This window comes from Corynebacterium amycolatum, assembly GCF_016889425.1.
Lineage (GTDB): Bacteria > Actinomycetota > Actinomycetes > Mycobacteriales > Mycobacteriaceae > Corynebacterium > Corynebacterium amycolatum.
Genome location: NZ_CP069513.1, coordinates 767,788 through 788,745, shown reverse-complemented (window position 1 = coordinate 788,745; position 20,958 = coordinate 767,788). Strand labels below are relative to the sequence as shown.

General features: G+C 58.8%; 14 protein-coding genes. 3 read left to right on the top strand and 11 right to left on the bottom strand.

The genetic code is table 11. From position 1 onward, the window contains the following. Position 1: 1 nt before the first annotated feature. From I6J19_RS03480 to glf, 9 genes are all read right to left on the bottom strand, one after another. A complete protein-coding gene (locus tag I6J19_RS03480; RefSeq protein WP_239122802.1) occupies positions 2–484 on the bottom strand; it encodes a DUF732 domain-containing protein in 483 nt (160 codons plus the stop codon). A gap of 43 nt (positions 485–527) precedes the next feature. Beyond that, entirely contained in the window at positions 528–2,639 is a 2,112-nt protein-coding gene (locus I6J19_RS03475; protein ID WP_038626948.1) for an alpha/beta hydrolase-fold protein, read from the bottom strand. A 451-nt stretch (positions 2,640–3,090) separates the two neighbouring features. Beyond that, positions 3,091–4,134 carry an alpha/beta hydrolase gene (locus I6J19_RS03470; RefSeq protein ID WP_038626950.1) on the bottom strand — a complete coding sequence of 348 codons (1,044 nt, stop codon included), beginning with the start codon at positions 4,132–4,134 and terminating at the stop codon, positions 3,091–3,093. Between the two features lie 472 nt (positions 4,135–4,606). Then, positions 4,607–5,626 (bottom strand): decaprenyl-phosphate phosphoribosyltransferase, encoded by a 1,020-nt coding sequence (locus I6J19_RS03465; protein ID WP_038629229.1) that lies wholly within the window; start codon positions 5,624–5,626, stop codon positions 4,607–4,609. Between the two features lie 29 nt (positions 5,627–5,655). Continuing rightward, entirely contained in the window at positions 5,656–6,246 is a 591-nt protein-coding gene (locus I6J19_RS03460) for a phosphatase PAP2 family protein (protein WP_038626952.1), read from the bottom strand. Then, on the bottom strand, positions 6,230–8,290 hold the full coding sequence (locus tag I6J19_RS03455) for a glycosyltransferase (RefSeq protein WP_038626955.1): 2,061 nt from the start codon (positions 8,288–8,290) through the stop codon (positions 6,230–6,232). Before I6J19_RS03455 ends, I6J19_RS03460 begins: the two co-directional genes overlap by 17 nt. Before the next feature lie 202 nt (positions 8,291–8,492). Beyond that, the gene (locus tag I6J19_RS03450; RefSeq protein ID WP_038626958.1) at positions 8,493–9,506 is read right to left on the bottom strand and encodes an alpha/beta hydrolase; all 1,014 of its coding nucleotides are present in this window, start codon (positions 9,504–9,506) and stop codon (positions 8,493–8,495) included. 183 nt (positions 9,507–9,689) lie between these two features. Beyond that, on the bottom strand, positions 9,690–10,610 hold the full coding sequence (locus I6J19_RS03445; protein WP_235191278.1) for an EamA family transporter: 921 nt from the start codon (positions 10,608–10,610) through the stop codon (positions 9,690–9,692). 36 nt (positions 10,611–10,646) lie between these two features. Continuing rightward, the gene (glf, locus tag I6J19_RS03440) at positions 10,647–11,843 is read right to left on the bottom strand and encodes a UDP-galactopyranose mutase (RefSeq protein WP_038629234.1); all 1,197 of its coding nucleotides are present in this window, start codon (positions 11,841–11,843) and stop codon (positions 10,647–10,649) included. A gap of 330 nt (positions 11,844–12,173) precedes the next feature. On the opposite strand from glf, the gene I6J19_RS03435 reads away from it, so the two are divergent. Both I6J19_RS03435 and I6J19_RS03430 read left to right on the top strand, forming a co-directional pair. Then, a complete protein-coding gene (locus I6J19_RS03435) occupies positions 12,174–13,679 on the top strand; it encodes an N-acetylmuramoyl-L-alanine amidase (RefSeq protein ID WP_038626961.1) in 1,506 nt (501 codons plus the stop codon). Between the two features lie 85 nt (positions 13,680–13,764). Further along, positions 13,765–16,200, top strand: a complete 2,436-nt coding sequence (locus tag I6J19_RS03430) for an N-acetylmuramoyl-L-alanine amidase (protein WP_038626963.1) — start codon at positions 13,765–13,767, stop codon at positions 16,198–16,200. A 74-nt stretch (positions 16,201–16,274) separates the two neighbouring features. Here I6J19_RS03430 and I6J19_RS03425 read toward each other — a convergent pair whose 3' ends face one another. Together I6J19_RS03425 and I6J19_RS03420 are read right to left on the bottom strand one after the other, a co-directional pair. Further along, on the bottom strand, positions 16,275–17,108 hold the full coding sequence (locus I6J19_RS03425) for a Cof-type HAD-IIB family hydrolase (RefSeq protein WP_038626965.1): 834 nt from the start codon (positions 17,106–17,108) through the stop codon (positions 16,275–16,277). Positions 17,109–17,114: 6 nt separating this feature from the next. Continuing rightward, complete coding sequence (locus tag I6J19_RS03420; protein WP_038626967.1) at positions 17,115–18,764, bottom strand: 1-acyl-sn-glycerol-3-phosphate acyltransferase; 1,650 nt, start codon at positions 18,762–18,764, stop codon at positions 17,115–17,117. 442 nt (positions 18,765–19,206) lie between these two features. Between I6J19_RS03420 and I6J19_RS03415 the strand changes: the two genes are divergently transcribed. Next, the gene (locus I6J19_RS03415; protein ID WP_049181848.1) at positions 19,207–20,943 is read left to right on the top strand and encodes a glycerol-3-phosphate dehydrogenase/oxidase; all 1,737 of its coding nucleotides are present in this window, start codon (positions 19,207–19,209) and stop codon (positions 20,941–20,943) included. Positions 20,944–20,958 lie beyond the last annotated feature (15 nt).

Sequence of the window (20,958 nt, the reverse complement as noted above, 5' to 3'; positions counted from 1 at the left end):
GCTAGCAATACGCCTTTTTAGCGGAGCTTGCAATAGTCTTCGCCACTTCTTCAGCGCTTTCCTGCGAGCGCCCCTGTGCGACCAGCTGTCCGGCAATCGCCAGCGCGATGACCTGACGCTCCTCCTCCGGTGCGTCTGCGCATGCCGCGCGACCTGTGCCGATGAGCTGATCCTCCACCCCACCGACATCGATTCCCGCTTTTTCCAGCGCTTCGAGGTATGAATCGTCCGCCTCGCTGAGCTTCATCTGTCCATCGGGCGCTTCGTCCACGCGCTTAGCTTGGGGATCTGTGATCTCCGGCGCAGACTTTTCGCTCGACTTCGGCGCAGAAGTCTTCATGCTTGACGACGTCGTGGAGGTCTTCGTAGTCGTCGACGAGGTGACCTCCGAAGACTCCACTGTGGAACTGCCACAGGCGGCCACTCCGAAGGTCAGCAGCGCAACAGCTGTGGTTGTAGCCAGTGTCCGGAAGGACTTGTTCATGGACATTTGTCTATCCCTTATTCAGTGCCCTGCTTTGGTTAGCTTACTTGTCATCACCGTTGTCGGCGGCTGGGGCTGGCGCTTCTGGCTTATTGCGCTCTTCAACAATCTTGCCGTTGAGCTGGCGAATCCAGCCACCCTCGAACTGCTGTTCAAGACCGCCGGCCTTGACTGGCTGCAGTGGGCCGACCGGGTAACCGAACGGGCCATTTTCGTAGCCAGTGCTGCCCCAGTGGTCAGTGATGTCGTTGGAGCGCACCGGCTGCGCACCAGTTTCCGGAGTCCAGTAAATGGCACCGTGCTCAAAGCGCTGGAAAGCGCCGCGAGCGAGCTTGACCTCGTCGCCGTCGATAGGCAGACCCAAATCGGACTCGGCGCCACCGAGCTCCTTGTAGACACGGCCGATTTCACCACGCACGATGCGAGGTTCTTCGCCGCCGATCTTGACGATGGTGCCACCCTGGAAGTCCTGGGCGACACCGCCCGGAATATCGCGGTGGTTGGCGACTGGGTAGCCCAGCGGACCGGTCTCGAAGCCGGCCTTGCCCCAGGCGTTCATAATGTCGCCGGTGACTTCGTGGGCTCCGCCTTCCGGAGTCCAGTAAATCGAGCCCTTTTCGAAGTGGACGAACCGTCCCGAGCCATCCGGCGTAGCCAATTCGTTGGTCACTGGGTAGCCGAGCGGCGAGGAGGGACCGCCGAGCTCGTTGTAACGCGAACCGATGCGCCCCCAGACCACATGTGCCCCGGAATCCGGGTGCCAGTAGGCAGTACCGCCGGTGAAGTCCTGAGCCACGCCATTCTTGGCGACACCATACTCATCCGACAGGCAGGTGCCGATTCCCGGCAGCGATGCGACGGCCTTTTCAATCTCGCCGCCTACACGGCAGACCGCGCCACGATCGGACTCCGGCAACTGGAGTGCATCGGCCAGCGTTGGCCAGGCCTGACTGACCTCGAATTGCCAGTACGGCCAGGTGTGAGTACCCGAGCTCCGGAAGTTCACAACCGGCTCGACGCCCTTTTCACGAGCATTCCGGATGAAGGTCTCACTGGTCATGCGGGAAAGCACTTCCAATGCGTAACCGGTCGGATTGTCCGGCTTCGTCGGATCAATCTGCGACGGCACGTCCCACTCACCGGTGTTGCCGTTACCCGCCGAGATGTACAGCGACATGCCCTTGAGCTTGTCGATGTTCAGCTTCGGATCATTGTCCTTCCAACGCTGCGAACCGAGCGGGCCCCACATCTTCGTCGCGTCATAGCCACCGGTGTTCTTCATCGCCAGAGCGATTGCCTGCGGCATGCCCGGCGAAGTCATGTCTAGGTAACCTGAGAGGCTACCGGCAAACTTCCACAGCTCCGGCGAGTGTGCTGCGACGTTGTAAGCACCGGTAGCTCCCATGGAGATACCGATAATGCCGCGTTCATCGTTGCCGCGGAAGCCGTTGGTGATAACCGGCACGAGCTCCTTAGTAATGAAGCTCTCCCACTTGTAGTTCTGACCGTTATCCGGCTGATCCCAGTCAGAGTAGAAGGACGATGTACCGCCGGCGGGCATAACCACCAGGACATTCTTGTCCTCGTAGAAGCGCTCGATATTAGTAGCGCGGATCCAACCGGAGTAGTCATCAAACGATGCCATACCGTCAAGGTGGTAGACGCTCGGGAATGTGCGCTCCTTGTCGCGGTACCAATCGCGCGGCAGCAAAATCTCAACCTGAATTGGCTTCTCCGGCATGGCAGCCGAGCGAATGTGCGCAATGACGTGGTGATCTGTGTACCACTCGACTTTGTCTACGCTGACTCCGCTGGGCAGGTTCGCCACTGCGGGAGTATCGACTTTAAATGGCGTACGCTCCGGCCCTGGCATCGGCTTCGGCATACCCAGGCCAGGTAGCTGCGCACCAGCAGCTTGCGCTGCTTCAGCGGCCTTAGCAAGGTCTCCCAGGTCTCCAGATTGAGCCAACTGCCCCTGAACGGCCTGAAGTTCCTCGTAGCTAGGCAGACCTGGCTGAGCTGGCTCGGGAGCCGCCACTGCAGCAGGGGCACCGAGAGCGAGAGTCAACGGTAGTGCCAAAAGTGCGGTCAACGCCCGCGATGACTTCCGGCTGTTGCCGAGGCCACCACGGAGGAATCTAGCGGTTACGCGCATAAGAGGGCTTCCCTTTACAAAGTCGCTGGTTGAAATTATTTGAGACATTGAGTGTTGCACCGGCGCCGATTAGGCACCTGCAGATAGCATCACGCGGCGCTAGAGCTATGCGTTTACCGTTCGGCTTCGCAGAATTACATAGTGACCAGCAACGTATCCGAAGGTTCCCCTCCTCCGGCGTGCCGCTGCAAGAAGAATCTCACACACGTTCTGCGAAACAAACGGTATAGCTACCTGAATAGCTTCACCCTTTACTTTAAGGTTCGACTCTCATGTTTACCCTCTTACGGGTAAAAACCGTGGAGACACACGCAAAAGGAACTGAATTCACGTTATAGCAGCATGAAATTTCTGCCGTACAAAAAAAGACCAACCCCGAGTACGGGATTGGTCTTTTCTCATAACTGGCGCCTACCGAGGGGCTCACTGTGAGGAAATCTCACAAGACAGCTTAAACCCCAAGTGCTCCGAGAATATATGGGCGAGCCAGTGCCGCGTCACGTCCCCACAGCTCCCACGAGTGGATACCGTTCGGACTGTAGACAAACTGCGCATTGAGACCGGCAGCGCGAGCGTCCCGCTCGAATCGCTGCGTCGAAGCACGGGAGACGGACTCCATTACGGCACGCCAGACAGTGTCAGGGAGCTGCGGCACCGGACGGCTCAAAACCTCCGGGTCACTCCACAGGCTCTGAACACCCTGGGCGGAGGACACATACATCGGCAGCCCCTGGAGCTGATCGAGCAGCATCGAAGGGTCATGGGCCTGGCGTTCCGCCGAAGCCGGAACCGGAAGACCCCACATACCAGTGGGATTCACAACACCAGTGCCGGCCACCATTGCAGTGGTACCCGTAGCAACTATCGGGTTGGACATCTGGTAGTAACCGGACAGCGAAGTGACCTGCTTGAACTGGTCACGGTGACGAGCCGCCAGCGCCACTGCTGCGGCTGCACCCATAGACAAACCAGCAATCGCGTTGCGGTTTGGATTGACGCCGAACTCACGCTGCAAATAAACCGGCAGTTCCTGAGTCAGGAAGGTTTCCCACTTCTGGTTCTTGACCCCTTCGGAAGTCACTGCCGGAACGTTCCAGTCAGTATAGAAGGAGCCATCGCCAGCAGCCGGCGCAACCAGAGTGATGTTGTCATTGGCAAAAGTCTGAGCAATATGACCCGACCAAATCCAACCGGACGCACCCTTATTAAAGCCCCACAGACCGTCGAGCATATACAGGGAGGCATCGCCGCCACCAGTAGCCGCCTTAATCTGAACCGGAATATTGCGGTTCATAGCCGGCGAGAAAACCTGGCAGTACTGAACCCACCAGTTGTAGGGATCCCACTCACAGCCTGGGCGCAGTCGATCACGGTTTGGATCAGCACTCGCATCCTTCGCGGATGCGAGCATGATGCCGCCAAAGACCATTGCAACCGCCACGAGGGCAGCTACGACCTTCACCGTGAAGTTACGACTCACTGCAGTAAAGCTCATCGTTCTCCTCTTTACTTTCGGATTTACCTCCGCGCCAGACTTCTCGGAGGCAGTCGCTTGCGCGAGCTTTCGCTTTTCTGCTTCCAGTTGTGACGCGACAACTGGAGACTCCACAAAAGAATCTCGAGTATGTAACGATACTCAATCGTTTCCCTACAACCAAGTTAAAATCGTAACCATTCCGTAATATTTCTCACATTTCCCGGCAAAACTATCTACCACAAGGAGAAACACTGTTTACCAGCGAGGAATTACAGAATTGTAATTCTGCCCCCGACCGCCCCGTAGGACTGACTGAGACATCTAAAACACGCCTACAAGAACCCCAAACACATCCTAAGTACTAACGAGGTACAGAAAAGCCCATGCACCCCTCGATGCATGGGCTTTCAGCTACCAACCGAACCCGACGAGAAACCGACGAGAAACCGACGAGAAACCGCAGTTCGCTTAATGGGAAAAGAACAAGGAACTACCCCAGAGCTGGAACAGCGTAGACAGCGATGGCAATGGACAGCAGCCACAGGACGGCCAGTGCCTGCAGCGGACGGTCCTTGAGCGCAATCTCATCCGGGCTTCCCGCATCACCACGGTCAACGTCGGCTGCGAAGCGCAGGATGGCCACAGTGAATGGAACCATCGAAATCTCGTACCAAATAGCCGAAGTGGACGAAGTGCCCGGTGCGCGGCCCATCTCGAAGCCCCACAGCGCGTAGCTCAGTACCACGGCGGTCGCAGCGAGGGTCCACACAAAGCGCAGGTAAGTCGCGGTGTAACCCTGCAACGACTTACGAATCTTCTTACCTGTACGCTCCGCCAACAGCAGCTCAGCGTAACGCTTACCGGCTGCCATGAACAGCGAACCAAAGGCGGCAACCAGCAAGAACCACTGGGACAGGTTGATGTTGGCAGCAACACCGCCGGCCATTGCACGCAGCATGAAACCCGAGGACACCAGCGCAATATCAATCACCGGCTGATGCTTCAGACCAAAGCAGTAACCGAGCTGCAGCGCAATGTATACAGCCACAACAATTGCTAGCCCCGGCCCCTCAGAGGCAAACCAGGACACCGCAATCGAACCAATAATCAGTGCGACCGCCATAATGTACGCCATGCTCACCGGCAGTACGCCAGCGGCAATTGGGCGGAAGCGCTTGGTTGGGTGCGCACGGTCAGCCTCGACATCGCGGGCATCATTAATCAGGTAAATCGACGATGCTGCCAAACAGAAGGCCACGAACGCCACCAGGCTGTCGACGGACAGCGTGCCGATCGAACGTCCCGAGTCCATGATCTCGTTGCCGGCTGCCAGTGGAGCCGCAATGACCAGGACATTCTTCACCCACTGCTTCGGGCGAAGCGCCTTGATCATGCCGTCCAGCAGATTCTTCGGCGGATGCCCCTGCGGGTGCGCAGGCTCATCGATACCGGAAGTGTGCGGCTCAGACCCAATCCTTGATTGAGAAGCTTGCCGCTGGTTGGCCGACACATTGGCCAAGTTGTCGTTCTCCGCCTGTGTCACTGTGCATTCCTTTCCGCAATGGAGGGCTGTCCACCCTGGTTATGCTGCGCGTTTTTCGGCTCGATGACCTTATCACCTATCTTGTCCACCGCAAGAGCAGTGGCTGTACCCAGCGCCGCTCCGAGAGCAACATCCGTCGGGTAATGCACTCCCAACACCAGGCGAGAGAGCATAATCGCCGGCACCCCCACGGCCGGTGCTGCCGGGTAACCCAACTTGGCAATCCCCACCAGCGCCGCCGTCGTCGACGTCGCGTGCGAGGACGGGAAACTCAGCTTGCTCGGTGTACCAACGCCGATTGCTATACGACGGTCATGGGGACGCGGGCGACGGACAATGCGCTTAAGCACCACCGATGCCGCATGCGAGGTAAAGGCGGCCACACCGACCTTTGCCCAGCCAATGCGTCGCTCCTTATCCACCGCCGCCCCGAGAGCAGCGAGCCCCATCCATCCAAGGGCGTGCTCACCGAAATAGCTCATGGCACGTGCGGTGGGCAGCACCCCCGGGACGTCGTTAAGCGTGTGCTGAATATTAACGAGAACGTCGGACTCGCCGAACGGATCGCCTTTAATTTTCGAAGACATTCGCCCAGGCCTTCCTACTGGTCAGATGGTCATAGGCTGCGCGGTAGCGTGCCTTCATTTGCTCAAAACGCTCCTCAACCTGCTTTTGCAGCTCCCAGGATTCTTCCAGCAGAGCCTTGGCCTTGTCGCGGTCACGCTGGCGATACACCACGCCACGGCCGTCAGCGGTAGTAACGGTGGCACCGTCCAAGCGAGACAGGGAGAACCAACGAGCCTCCAGCGGCGCCAGGTTCGCCTGCGGCACATCGTGGTGCTCGGAGTTTTCCGGGCGCACGCTGTGCAGCAGCCCCTTGGCCAGCCAACCGACCTTCTTCAGCTTGCCCAGACGACCACCGACATCCTTTGTCGGAACCCCCGGAATACCGGAGGGCTTTGGCAGATCACCTGCACTCGGCAGCACAACCGCGTCGGGGAAGCTCTTGCGCAGGGCATTGATGCGCGGCAGCGAAGATTCGAGAATGTCGAACAGATGCTCCGGGCCTGCCAGGAAGTCCTTCATGGCTTCGTTTTGGATGGCAACAGTGGAGTACTCCAGGCACAGGAGGTGCTTGAACGTGGCCTTGCGCATGGAACGCACGATGCCGGCAGCATCGCCCTCGTGCTGAAGAGCCGCGACAATCAAGCGGTTGCGCAGGTGGAAGTACGCCTGCCAATCAATCGCATCGTCCTTGTCCGACCAGGCCATATGCCAAATTGCAACGCCCGGCCACGTGGCCGTCGGAAAGCCTGCCTTGCCTGCGCGCAAACCGTATTCGGCATCGTCCCACTTAATAAACAGTGGCAGCGGCTGACCAATCGTCTCAGCAGCGACGCGCGGAATCAGGCACATCCACCAGCCGTTGAACTCAACATCGATGCGGCGGTGAAGATCCTTCGAATCGACGACTTCACCGGTGGCGTTAGTGCCGTGCTCCCCGCGATCACGCAGTGGGTGAGCATAAAAGTCGTGGTCATAGTGGACGTGCGGAGCCGAGGTCCACATGAAGTCATGCCGACCGATGACTTCACCCATCGAGTGCAAGTGGCTGCGCTCCTGCAGATTCAGCATCTGACCACCAACGAGCATCGGGGATTTCGCGAACCGGCCGACAGCGACCGCGCGCAGGATGGAATCCGGCTCGATGGCGATGTCGTCATCCATGTACAGAATGAACGGGCTGTCGGTAGCACGCTTCGAATCCGAATCCGGACCACCCAGGGCCTCGTACATAATGCGGGAGTACCCGCCAGAACCACCGAGATTTCCCTGCGGGAAGATACGCAGGCGGTCACCGAAGTGCTCGGCTACAGTATCGAAGCCCGGCTCGTCCGCCGGGTGCTTAGTGCCCTGGTCAGGCATCAAAACAGCATCGATGATGGCATCGACTTCCGGATCCGAGGACAGCGCCTCGAGAGCAGCAACTGCATCGGTCGGGCGATTGAACGTCGGGATACCGATAGTGACGCGTCCCTCCGGCGCCGGGTGCTCCGTGCCGTCCGGGTACGTCTGGCTCGGCGCCTCGATATCGGAGTACCAACCTGCGGAGTGGATTACCACGTCCGTCTCACAGGTGAGGTCGAACCAAATCCAGCCGCCGTCTTCAAATTGCGTCAGCGGTACTGGGATTTCGCAAACATGCACATCCTTGCCGTCCACCTTGGCTTCTGCGCCTTCAGCAGCAGCGCCCAGGTCACCGACAATTTCGCCGGTCACGGCGATACGCGCACCGTCAATCTTCGAACGGTAGATGTCCACGCGCGCGGTACCGGACAGCTCCAGGCGCAGGACAACATTGTCCAGATTCGTCCACCGGCGCCAGTAGCTGGCCGGAAACGCATTGAAATAGGTTTCAAAACTAACTTCATCACCCGCCGGAATGGTGGCTGACGTGCGCGAATGCGCTTGCACACGACCGGCATTAGTCTCCGGCTCAACCAAGTAGAGCGAGCGGACATCACGCGGCTCACCCAATTTTGGCAGCAGAATCCGCTGCAGGCGTTCAACGGCAAGGCTTGACGACGTTGTCGGGGTATGTGTCCGCTTTTGTTCAGGCTGTGATGCCATGAGACGTATCAACCACTTTCCGAAAGGTCTACCGGGGGGGGTGTAGCCGCCGATAAGTTACCGACGTTTCTATCTCATAGCATCCTAGTGCCCGTGGCGGATTGCCTCTTGTTGCCACGCTAGCGACAGGCCAGAATGTGAAAGCCCCTACGCGCTGCGGACTATCTGCTGTGCATAGGGACTTTTCGTTCAGGTTCTAGTTTTAAGCTCCGAGGAAACCTTCGATGCGGGCCTTGGAGTTCTGGAGGTTGCGATCCCAGGTCGGCCAATCGTGGATACCGGTCGGCTCGTATTCAAAGGTGGCATCCAAACCGGAGGTACGAGCACGCAACTCAAACTCGCGGGTTGACAAGCGGGACAGCGACTCCAGCGCAACGCCACCGGCCTTCGGAACAACACGGTAGAGGTTCTTCGGGTCACGAACCTCATCCGGAACACCATTTGCCGAGGTAATAACCAGATCCAGCCCCTTCATCTTCTCGACGTTCAGGTACGGATCGTTGCGGACACGCTCCGCTGACATAGGCGCACCCCACATGTCGAAGGAGCTGTAGCCAGCCGACAACTGAGCAGCCTCAATTGCAGTGGTCATACCCGGCGCAGTGGTGTGCAGGTAACCGGAGAAGGCAAGAGCCTGACCGAACTGGTCTCGGTGGTTGTATGCCAGCGACAGCGCCGCAGATGCGCCCATGGACAGACCTGCAATGGAGTTGCCAGTACGGGAAATGCCGAACTCGCGCTCAAGGTATACAGGCAATTCCTGGGTTAGGAAGGTCTCCCACATGTTTACGAACGGACCGTGCAGGCTAACTGACGGACGCTTCCAGTCAGTGTAGAAGCTACCGCCACCGCCACCGGGGATAACAAGGTTGACGTTGGATCCCTCAAAAGTACGTGGAGCGTTACCGTACTCCACCCAGTCTGAGGCATCAGCCGGGCTACGCAGGCCATCTAGCAGGTAGAGAGCCTTGTTACCGCCATTGGCAGAGGCCACAATCTGGACCGGAATATCACGATCCATGGCCGGCGAATAAACCTGGCACTTCTGGGTGAAGTACTGGTACGAATCCCATTCACAACCCGGGCGCAGCGAACCTCGGTCGCCCGCCGCGCTCGCGGCCGGCGCCATGGTCAATGCAGACGCAGCCACAGCTACTGCGGACGCAACTGCTGCAACCTTTCGGCGCCAACCACGGAAAGTAGAGGTGATTTTCACGTGTGCATTCTCCTCACAATGTGCGACTCCCCACGACCAGTGGGAGCTATCAGGCGTGTTTCCTCTTCAGGGAATTACCTTAAAAAACAATAAATCTTCGACAAATCTACCCGCATTCACTGTTGTTTTCCAGCAGAACACGTCGAAACTACTCCTTTTGGGCGGGTTCCGGTACTCGCGTTTCTACTGCGCAAGCTCACGCGACTCCCGCGCCCCGCGCCAGGTAATAATCGCGCCAGCCGCCGCAATCAGCACGATGCCCAGCGCCATAGACCAGGTCACTCGGTCACCGGAAAACGCCCAACCCAGGATTGCACCGATAACCGGATCCAGTGCAAAGAGCGTGCCGACGACCGCCGCTGAGACAATCCCCGCAGCGATGGTGTCCATCACGTAGGGAATAACAGCGCCAATGAACCCAGAAATAACGATGGTGGCCCACATCGAACCGTCGACAAGCGGTGCGGCGGATACGGAAAACGGCGCGAGCACGATTGCTGCGACGACCACTGACAGCGCCAGGTCAGGCATGCCGCCGCCCTCGGTGCTGCCCATTCGGGCGGAGAAGAGCGTGTAGGCGCCGAAGAAGATCGCGCCGATTGCGGCGTAACCAATGCCGATAAGGTCCAGGTCATTGGAGGGCTGGGCGATTAGGGCGACGCCGATGAAAGCGACGATGGCCCACAGGCGGGATCGCCACATTTTCAGTCCCAGGAAAGACACGACGCAGGGACCGAGGAAGTCGATGGTGACGGCAACGCCCTGCGGGAGGCGGGCGATAGCGGCGTAAATCATCATGCTCATCATGCCCATAGCGATGCCGTAGACCACGATGTTGATGGCGCGAGCGCGGGTCATCTCGGATAACTTTGGCCGGAACAGAACCACCATGATGATGGCGGCGGCAGTCATGCGCAAGCCCGATATGCCCGGCGCGCCGACCGTGGAAAGCATACCAGTGACCAGCACGGCTGCGGCCTGGGTGCCAAGAGAGCCGATGAGAACCAGAATTACGGGAGCCACTGGCAGGGTGAGAAACTTGTTCACACGCTGCAGCAATGGCCCCTGCTGGGGAACTTCGGTTTGGCTTTTCTCACGCGACACTCGCGCAATACTAGCGCAGGAGCCGCAAGCGGCAAACTAGTGCCCGCGCTCCTGCTCGATTGCTTCGCCGTCGTTGAAGAACGGTGCAATCTTGTTGTCGAACATCGACAGTGCAGAGCCGATGGCCATGTGCATGTCCAGGTACTGGTAGGTGCCCAGGCGGCCGCCGAAGAGGACCTTGTTCTCCTGCGCTTCTGCTGCAGCGAGCTTGCGGTAGGCCTCGAGCATCTCGCGGTCTTCCGGAGTGTTGATTGGGTAATACACCTCGTCGCCATCGTCGGCGAAGCGGGAGTATTCCTTAACAATTACCGTCTTGTCCTTGACGTAATCGCGCTCCGGGTGGAAGTGGCGGAACTCGTGGATACGGGTATACGGCACGTCCGCGTCGTTGTAGTTCATCACTGGGGTGCCCTGGAAGTCGCCGGTGTTGACAACCTCCATCTCGAAGTCCAGCGTGCGCCAACCCAGCTTGCCTTCTGCGTAATCGAAGTAGCGGTCCAGCGGGCCGGTGTAGACAACCGGGGCGTCCGGGGAGGCAGCGCGCAGTTCGTCGCGCACCTCGAACCAGTCGGCATCGACAACGACGTCAATCTTGTCGGAGGTCACCATGTTTTCCAGCCAGGCGGTGTAGCCGTCGACAGGCAGGCCTTCGTAGGTGTCGTTGAAGTAGCGGTTATTAAAGGTGTAGCGAACAGGCAGGCGGGTGATGTTTCCGGCCGGCAGGTTCTTCGGATCCGTCTGCCACTGCTTGGCGGTGTAGTGCTTGACAAAGGCTTCGTAGAGCGGGCGGCCGATGAGGGAGATGGCCTTTTCCTCAAGGTTCTTCGCGTCGCGCGGATCCAGGCCATCGGTCTGGTCCTTAATCAGCTGGCGAGCCTCGTCCGGGCTGTAGTACTTGCCGAAGAACTGGTTGATCAGCCCCAGCCCCATCGGGAACTGGTACGCGGTGCCCTTGTACATAGCGAACACGCGGTGCTGGTAGTCGGTGAAGTCGGTGAACTGGTTGACGTAGTCCCACACCCTCTTATTAGAGGTATGGAACAGGTGCGCACCGTACTTGTGCACCTCAATGCCGGTTTCCGGCTCTGCTTCCGAGTAGGCATTGCCGCCAATGTGGTTGCGGCGCTCGACGACGAGCACGCGCTTACCCAGCTCATTGGCGGTCCGCTCAGCAACGGTCAAACCGAAGAAACCCGAGCCGACCACGATGAGGTCGTAGGTGTTGTCCTTGATGTCCTGTAGGGACTTCGGAGCAAATTCATTGGCGGTGGTGTTCTTTTCGCTACTCACGCCTTAAAACCTATTGCATTTCCGCCCGATTTGCGGGTGTACACGCGGGCTTTACGACGTCCACGTGAGCCCAACCCAACGTTCGTTTGGTCACATTATTTGATAATTTTCCCAAAATTAACGGGGGAACACAGATGCCTCACTAGATTTTTTTAGTCACACTGGTAACATCCTCCTCAGAATTTTCTGTTGCTTTGCAACTTTCCTTCCCTTCGACCCCGGGGTAGGCCTCGGGTCGACAACCCTGTACCCCATTTTTTTGGAGCTTTTACCGTGCCAACTCGCCGTCGCATCAATGCCCCGTCGATGGGCCGCCGCACCTTCCTCTATGGACTGGCAGCTACTACTGCCGCAGCTCCACTAGCAACATGGGGTATTCGCCAGGCCCCTACCCTGGTTGAAAGCCCAGGCGTAAGCCCCATCGCGGCCAAGATCTCGACATCGCCGCTGGTTGACGCTGTCACGATGATGATTGACGACGCAGCCGTCGGCACGCATGCCATTACCGATGCCCTGCACCCGCTTCGCGGATTCGTGAAGGACATCACCCGCGACGAACCGTTCTCCCAGTTCGCCCTGACCTGGCCGGGCGATGACAACCTGCAGCTCTACGTTCGCGCCGAACGCGAAGATGGCAGCTTTGGCCCGTGGTTCCACGCTGATTCTCACGGCCCGATGAATAACTCCGGACAGTCCGGCACCGAGCTGCTGTTCGTTGAGCCCACCAGGCGCGTGCAGGTGTCGACCGTCGGACTGAACCTCCTCGAGGGCCTAGATCCACGCAACATCATTGGTATCGACAACCTTGACCCAGCCACTATCGGCGGTGGCCTGCAGGAACTCGTCAGTGCTACGGCCGCGCTGTCCCTCAACGCTGTCCAGGCAGTTTTCATCGACGGCGTAGAGCAGGTCGGCGAGGTTATTCAGCCAGTTGCGTACGAGTCGTCGATTGCTGGCGCGCCAAATGTAATCAGCCGTGCAGCGTGGGGTGCAGATGAGTCCATCCGCAGCGGTTCGAGCTCCTACAGCACCTTCAAGGGCACGTGCATCCACCACACCGCGGGTTCCAATAACTACTCAGAGTCGCAGGGACCAGCCATTGTCCGCGGCATTTACGCCTACCACGCAAAGACGCTGGGCTGGGGCGATGTTGGCTACAACGCGTTGGTCGATAAGTACGGCAACATCTACGAGGGCCGCTACGGTGGCCTGGACAAGAACATCGAGGGCGCGCACGCAGGTGGCTTCAACAACGGCACCTTCGGTATTTCGGTGATGGGCAATCACGACCAGCTGGAGATTCCGGATGCGGCCGTCACTGCACTCGGCGAGATGGTCGGCTGGCGCATGAAGGTCGGTGGCGTCGATCCGATGTCCACCGCCGCACTGACCAGCGCCGGCTACTCGAAGGCACGCTACAGCTCCGGCCAGACCGTGAACCTCCCAGCCATCTTCGGCCACCGCGACACCGGCTACACCTCATGCCCGGGCACCTTCGGCTATCAGCAGATGGATGCCATCCGCGCTGCAGCCAAAGCCAAGTTTGATGGTGCCGGTGGAGCGGGTATCGCCGGCCGCTCGACGGGTCCGAACAACCAGGACGGAGAGGCCGCCAGCATTCCGCCGATTCCGGGCGCCGGCGAGTCGGGCGACAACGGCGGTTCCCTCGGAAACGTGGAAACGCCCACGCCAGGCGAGGTTGTTGGTGAGTTTCTAACTGAATCCCTGCCAACCAACCCTGCCGAAGCTACGCAGGCCTGGTTCGCACCTCAGAACTAAGTCCCCCGCTTATCCAATCCAGGCATAACCACATCACATTTGTGGTGTAGCACCAGATCTTCGTAATCACCCAGGAGTTATTACCGTGTTTAGTCGCCGCCGCATCAATCGCCGCGCAGGTGCCAAGCAATCCTTGGTACTCGCTGCCGTGGCGACCCTTGCCCTGACACCCGTTGCCGTTGTCGGCGCAGGTGCCGCTTATGACCTCATCGAGGAAAACGGTGCCAGCCCCATCGACCCGATTGTCCAGAGCAAGTCGCTTGCAGACAGCGTCTCCGTTCTCGTCGAAGACGCAGCAATCGCAACGCAGTCGCTTGCCGACGAGGCTCATCCCAACCGTGGTGTCGTCAAGGAAATTACCTCCGATACTGAGTTTTCCCAGTTTGCGCTGACGTGGGCCGGTGACCCTGATATCGCCAGCTTCGTCCGCGCCGAGCGCGCCGACGGCTCCTGGTCCGACTGGTACAGCGTTGACCCGGACTACCCCGCTGAAGGCAATGGCAACGGCCTGAACGGAACGGAGCTCATCTACATCGAGCCAACCAAGCGTGTTCAGGTTTCCACCCACGGACTTAACATCTTCGGTCCGGGGTCCGGCGTGGACCTGAAGGACATCAAGGGCGCTGAGAAGTTGGATTTGTCCAAGCTCAACCTCGACGAGATTAATGCTGAGGGCGCCAAGAAGGCCGTGGAGGATGCAAAGGAATCCGCTACGGATGCAGCCAAGGATGTCGCCAAGGCCGTTGACGATGCCGCTTCCGACTACCAGCAGACTCCGGATGCAGCTCCTGGGGACGCACTCGATGACCCGACTGCTCCGAGCGCTAACGACGCTGCAGATCTGGACTCGCCGAATCTCCCAGTGAAGTGGACGGACATCGAGCCGGTCGCCGATGAACTGCCAATCGACCAGGTCGACGCAGTGCTTATTGACGGCCAGGCTGCTGCATCCGGTATCGACCCAATTGTGGATGCCAAGAATGTCACGGGCATGCCGAAGGTCATTACCCGTGCCGGCTGGGGCGCCAACGAAAATAACCGCTGTAAGGGCGCGGACTACGACAACAAGCTGGTCGGTGCCACCGTGCACCACACCGCTGGTTCAAACAACTACACCGAGAGCCAGTCCGCTGGTATCGTCCGCGGCATTTACCAGTACCACGCACAGACTCTGGGCTGGTGCGACATCGGATACAACGCCCTGGTCGACAAGTACGGCAACATCTTCGAGGGCCGCTACGGTGGCCTGGATAAGAATGTCCAGGGCGCTCACGCAGGTGGCTTCAACACCGGTACTTTCGGCATCTCCATGATGGGTAACTACACTTCGGTTGCTCCCAGTGAGGCTGCACTGAACTCGGTGGGCAACATGATTGGTTGGCGTCTGAAGGTCGCCGGCGTCAAGCCGACCGGCCAGATCCAGATGACTTCGGGTGGCACCAGCTACTCCAAGTATGGATACGGCAAGCAGGTCACTCTGCCGACCATCTTCGCGCACCGCGATGTTGGTAACACCACCTGCCCAGGTGATGCTGGCTACGCCCAGATGGGCAAGATCCGCTCGATTGCCGAAAAGAAGTACAACAGTCTGACCAGCGGAAAGATTGACAATGAGGGCCCCGACGGCTTGATTGACCTCCTCGTTCCGCAGGATGAAAAGGGCGATAAGACCGCCGAAGACGCAGATTCGCAGTCGACCGAATCGACCGAGTCAACCGAGTCGAGCTCGACCACTTCGACCACCTCGGCATCCACGGGCACGTCCACGACCTCGTCCTCCGAGAAGTCCTCGAGCGCATCGAGCACCACTTCGTCGACAACGTCGAGCTCCGACTCGACCACCTCGGGCACTTCGAATACCTCGGAGCCAACCGACGCCACGAACACCAGTGACACTGCTACGGCTGACTCCTCCGCACCGTCGGCAAGCGAGCAGAGCAACTCCTCCTCGCCGAGCGCATCCGACGAGCAGCAGAAGGCACAGGCTCTGGAGACAGTCTCGGGTGCACGTTCGATGCTGGCCTCGGCGCTGGGCATGCTCGGCGCACCGGGTCTGGGGCAGACCGCCGATGCCATTCTGGGTGCGGTTGGACGCTCGATTGAAAACGGACCGTCGATTGCTGACCTGCCGGTTCTGATTGACCAGATCATCACTATCAATGAGCAGAACGACCTGGCTGCCGAATGGCGCCAAGTTTCCGAGGAAATGGGCTCGGTTCTCGGCTACGCGATGTCCGGTATCCAGAGCGGTTCTACCGTGGCGAACAATGCTGGCCAGGCCGATGCCCTGCGCTACGTGAAGTTTTCCAACGGCGTAATCACCGACTCCGACACCACCGGCGCTCACGCTATCTGGGGCAAGATTGCTGATGAGTGGGCCCGCCAGGGCTTCGAGGTCGGCAAGCTGGGCGCTCCGACGAAGACCCAGGTGGTCGATGGAAACATCGAGCGCGCTGAGTTCCAGAACGGTTCAATCACCTTCGACCGCACCACCGGCGAAGTCAAGACCGAGCTGAAGTAAACGCTGCAGTAAACCCGAAGCAGCCGCTGTCGAGCGCTGGTGGGCTACCTGGCGCGGGAAAACCGCGAGGTTAGCTAGAACCAGCGCTCCAGCACACGAGCAACACCGTCATCATCATTGGTGGCGGTGATTTCGTCTGCAATCTCCTTGACAGTGTCAGCCGCATTGCCCATGGCCACACCCGTGCCCGCCCACGACAGCATCTCGATATCGTTCGGCATGTCACCGAAGCAGACCACATCTTTCGCGGTCGCTCCAACCAGTTCAGACACGTATTCCAGCCCGGCGCGCTTAGTCACGCCCGGCGCGGACACCTCCAATAGCCCGTCTGGCATGGAGTAGGTCACGTGCGCCAAGCTCGCGTCAATTGCAGGGGCTACCAGCTCATATAGCTGGGCACTGTTCACATCTGAGTTTCGCAGCAAGAGTTTCGTCGCGGGTTCTGACAACACGGCCTCTTCAGCAAGCTCACCATGCTCATCCGATTCCCACGCATGGTCATAGGACGGCGCCACCACAAAAAGCTCATCGATGGCGTCATTCGCCGATGTCCCAGCGCGCTCTGCCGCAATGCCGATTCCACCGATGGATCGCGTCGCTTCGCGCGCATGCTTGACGACGTATCGCAGCGTCTCCGGCTTCAATGTGTTGGCGGCAACCACTTCGTCACGGCCGGAGTCGTAAATGACGGCGCCATTGGCGCACACGCACAACGGCTGCACCGGCAGCTGCTCAAGCACTGGTTGCAACCACCGAGCCGGCCTTCCCGTGGCCAGCACCAACGGTGTTCCGCGGCGTAGCATTCGCGTGACGGCCTGCCGCAGGCGGGGAGTTACCCGCTCCCGCGAGTCAATGAACGTCCCGTCAATATCCGAAGCTACGAGTAGTGGATGTAGTCTCTCGGTCACTTCGAACTACTTGCCGTCCTCACTGCTGTCATCTTCACCGTCATCGCAGAACCGGTCGTGCAACAACTGCAACGTTGCGGCTACTCCCCCATGCTCGACAGTGTCGATTACCCAGTCCGCGTTCTTCAGCAAGGGCCAGTCCGCATCGGCCATAACTACCGGCATGCCGACACGCTGTGTGGCTTCCTCAAAGTTCGAGCGACCGGCAAAAAGAATCGCGGTTTCTTCCTTGCGAGCCTGCTTGCGCAGTGTGCTTACCACCGTATTTGTGACTTCCAGCTTGCTCGCGCCCTCCGGAAGCTCCACAACCTGCAGGTCAACCGACTCCAAGGCCGATAGATTCGGCTTTTCTCCCGATTCGTGCAGGACAACGATTGTGGCTCCGTCATTACCGAGCTGCTGCAAGGCCTTGATAGTTTCTTCGCTGATGTTGCCCGCATCGTCGGCAAGCGATGCGGGGTAATCGAAGATAAACGTTTCCGGCTGAGCGGTGATGAGCCTGTTCAAGCGCTGCGGAAGCTTGTCGCGGATCATCATCGACTGGCCGATAAGACGGTAAACGGTCTGCTGCGTCTGCTCGACACCGGAGGCGGAGGCCTTCTCTAGCTGCACGTACGCTTCGCGGAACGTCACGCGCATCGAATCCGTGGCAGTACGCACGGACTCCTTGCTCTCCTTGGCACCGGCGACGACATCATCAGCCATCTGTTCCACAGACTGACGGAACTGCGCCAACAAGGCGGTCGTCTGTTCCCTTCGGCGAGCAGACTCCGCGCTCATCGTTTGCGACGCATCGAGGAACTGTTGCCTGGTCTGATCGCCGAACTCACGAGCGCTATCGCCGAATTCACGTGCCGACTCGGCTAGCTTTTCCTTGAATGCGGCCAGGTCACCGCGCAAATGACGGATACGCTGACGCTCTTCTTCGACTTTCAGGTCCTCTGCCTGGGCCTCTTCGAAAGTCGGTGCACCACCGCCAAGGCGAGCCGGTACCCAGTAGGCGCCCTTCGGCAGGGGCCCCTCTTCAGCGGCGTACTCGTCCCAGAGCTGACGGACGCCCTGATCCATGATTTCGTGTAGCTTTTCAGTGGCTTCCGCCGGATCGCCCTCTGGGGTCCACGGTGGCAAAACCGTAATATGAATCGGAGTATTGCTGCGACCGAGATGCTTAGGGTGCCCCTTCGTCCACACGCGCTGGGATCCCACAATCAGCACTGGGATGATGGGCTTGCCGGTGCGCTGCGCCATACGCACCGCACCGGACTTCAGATTCTTGACTTCAAAACTGCGCGAGATCGTCGACTCCGGAAAGATGCCTACCAACTCGTCGTTTTCCAGCTTCTGGCAGGCCTCTTCGAAGGACTTGGAGCCGTCAGTGCGGTCGACCGGAATGTGCCTACAAGCACGCATGATTGGTCCTGCGACCGAGTGGTCGAAAACTTCTTTCTTCGCCATAAAACGGACAAAACGGCGGTGCTTGCGGAATGGAATACCGACATAGGTGAAGTCCATGTATCCGGTGTGGTTAGTAACGAGAACGGCGCCAGAGTCTTTTGGCACGTTTTCCCAGCCCTTAACGGTGAACTTCAAACCTTGGGCAAAGAAGACGGTGCGCGCCAATCCGATAATCGTTAAGTACACAGGATCCTTGAACATGGCTTTTACTCTACAATCTTTCGCACCCCTTAGCGGGGCAATATGCACTGGTATCTGAGACTCGCGGATAAATGTCGTTACAGGCTCATATTCATGTGTAAATCCGAGCGCAGCTCCAGTCATCGCCCCTCAAATACGCCACACGCCCGCCGTGCACCCATTGCCCACCCATCAGCCCTCTTTGGCGCCCCCATTATGGGGGATTCTATTGCCAACTGACTTTCAGTCTAAAAGTAGTAAATCTCTATTAACATAGCCATCTACCTGCGGAAAATCGAACAACATTACTGGCGCGATTTTCGTGACTTTTTGCCCCATTATTTATATCTACGTAACCGTAGGTTGGCGCTTACAAGTAAGCCGAGTTTTGGTAACCTGAGCCGTGAGCCGAGAAATTCTCTTCGACGAAAAATCAACGCCCCCCACCGGGAAGGATTGGAAAATGTCGTCCTCTTCATCTCTCGCCCCATCTGCAGTTCTGAACAAGGAACAGCATGAAAAGACTTGGGAGAAATTCGGTACCGAGCAATACGACGTCGTCATTATCGGCGGCGGTTCTGTAGGCGCTGGCGCTGCGCTCGATGCCGCAACCCGTGGTTTGAAGACTGCGGTCATTGAAACTCGTGACTTCGCAGGCGGTACCTCTAGCCGCTCCTCAAAGATGTTCCACGGCGGTCTGCGCTACCTGCAGATGTTGGACTTCCGCCTGGTAGCTGAATCCCTGCGCGAGCGCGAACTGTCCATGTCGCATCTGGCACCGCACCTGGTTAAGCCACTGCGCTTCGTCTTCCCTCTGACTCACCGCGTATGGGAGCGTCCGTTCATGGCATCGGGCTTCTTCCTTTACGACGTCATGGGTGGTGCCAAGCAGGTTCCGATGCAGAAGCACTACTCCCGCAAGGGAACCTTGAAGCAGGCTCCGGGTCTGAAGGAAGATGCCGTGGTCGGCGGCGTTCGCTACTACGACACTCTGGTTGACGATGCCCGTCACACCATGACTGTCCTGCGCACCGCTGCTCACTTCGGCGCTGACGTCCGCACCTCCACCCAGGTTGTCGACTTCGTGAAGGAAGGCGAGCGCATCGTCGGCGCGAAGCTCCTTGACACCGACACTGGCGCGACCACCACTATCCGCGGCAGCGTTTTCGTCAACGCCACCGGCATTTGGTCCGATGAGATTGAGAAGCTGGCTGGCGTCACCGGCAAGTTCCGCGTCCACACCTCCAAGGGTGTCCACATTGTTATTCCGAAGTCCGCTCTTGAGGGCTCGGTGGCAATGACCTTCGTGACTGAGAAGTCCGTCCTGTTCGTGATTCCGTGGGGTGAGTACTGGATTATCGGTACCACCGACACCGACTGGACCATGAACCTGGCAAACCCGGCAGCTACCCGCGCTGACATCGACTACATCCTCGATCACGTCAACGCCAAGGTTCGCCGCCCGATTACTTACGACGACATCGTCGGTGTCTACTCGGGTCTGCGCCCACTGGTGGAAGGCGACTCTGACTCCACCACCAACCTCTCCCGCAACCACGCTGTTGCCCACGTTGCTCCGGGCATGGTCTCCGTCGCAGGCGGTAAGTACACCACCTACCGCGTCATCGGTGCCGATACCATTGACGCTGCAGTCCAGGATGTCCCACGTAAGGTACCGGAGTCCGTCACCGCTGATGTCCCGCTACTCGGTGCTGATGGTTACCACGCACTGAACAACCAGAAGGCAGAGCTGGCCAAGCAGTTCGGTATCACCGAAAAGCAGGTCGAGCACCTGCTCAACCGCTACGGCTCCCTCATCTACGAGGTTCTGGCTCCGGCAGCCGAGGACAAGTCCCTGCTCGAGCCGCTGGAGGCCGCTGAGCAGTACATGCGCGCTGAGGTTCTCTATGCAGTGACCCACGAAGGCGCAAAGCACCTCGACGACATCCTGGAGCGCCGCCTGCGCGTCTCCATGGAGTACGCACACCGCGGTGTCGACAGCGCTCGGGCCACCGCTGAACTGGTTGCCCCAGCTCTGGGTTGGGACAAGGATACGATGGAGAAGGAGATCAAGGTCTTCATCGAGCGTGTCGAAGCAACCCTGGCAGCTGAACGTGAGCTGACTGACAAGGCCGCTAACGAGATTGCTGCTCATGCAGTGGAAACTCGCGCGGACGTCGACGTCAGCCTCGACCGCTAGTTCATTTCCCACCCT

Excerpts from the sequence above, each read along its gene's own strand:
- I6J19_RS03455 (WP_038626955.1), bottom strand. The coding sequence starts at position 8,290 with ATGGCATCACAGCCTGAACAAAAGCGGACACATACCCCGACAACGTCG.
- I6J19_RS03470 (WP_038626950.1), bottom strand. The coding sequence starts at position 4,134 with ATGAGCTTTACTGCAGTGAGTCGTAACTTCACGGTGAAGGTCGTAGCT.
- I6J19_RS03475 (WP_038626948.1), bottom strand. The coding sequence starts at position 2,639 with ATGCGCGTAACCGCTAGATTCCTCCGTGGTGGCCTCGGCAACAGCCGG.
- I6J19_RS03480 (WP_239122802.1), bottom strand. The coding sequence starts at position 484 with ATGAACAAGTCCTTCCGGACACTGGCTACAACCACAGCTGTTGCGCTG.
- I6J19_RS03420 (WP_038626967.1), bottom strand. The coding sequence starts at position 18,764 with ATGTTCAAGGATCCTGTGTACTTAACGATTATCGGATTGGCGCGCACC.
- I6J19_RS03460 (WP_038626952.1), bottom strand. The coding sequence starts at position 6,246 with ATGTCTTCGAAAATTAAAGGCGATCCGTTCGGCGAGTCCGACGTTCTC.
- I6J19_RS03415 (WP_049181848.1), top strand. The coding sequence starts at position 19,207 with ATGTCGTCCTCTTCATCTCTCGCCCCATCTGCAGTTCTGAACAAGGAA.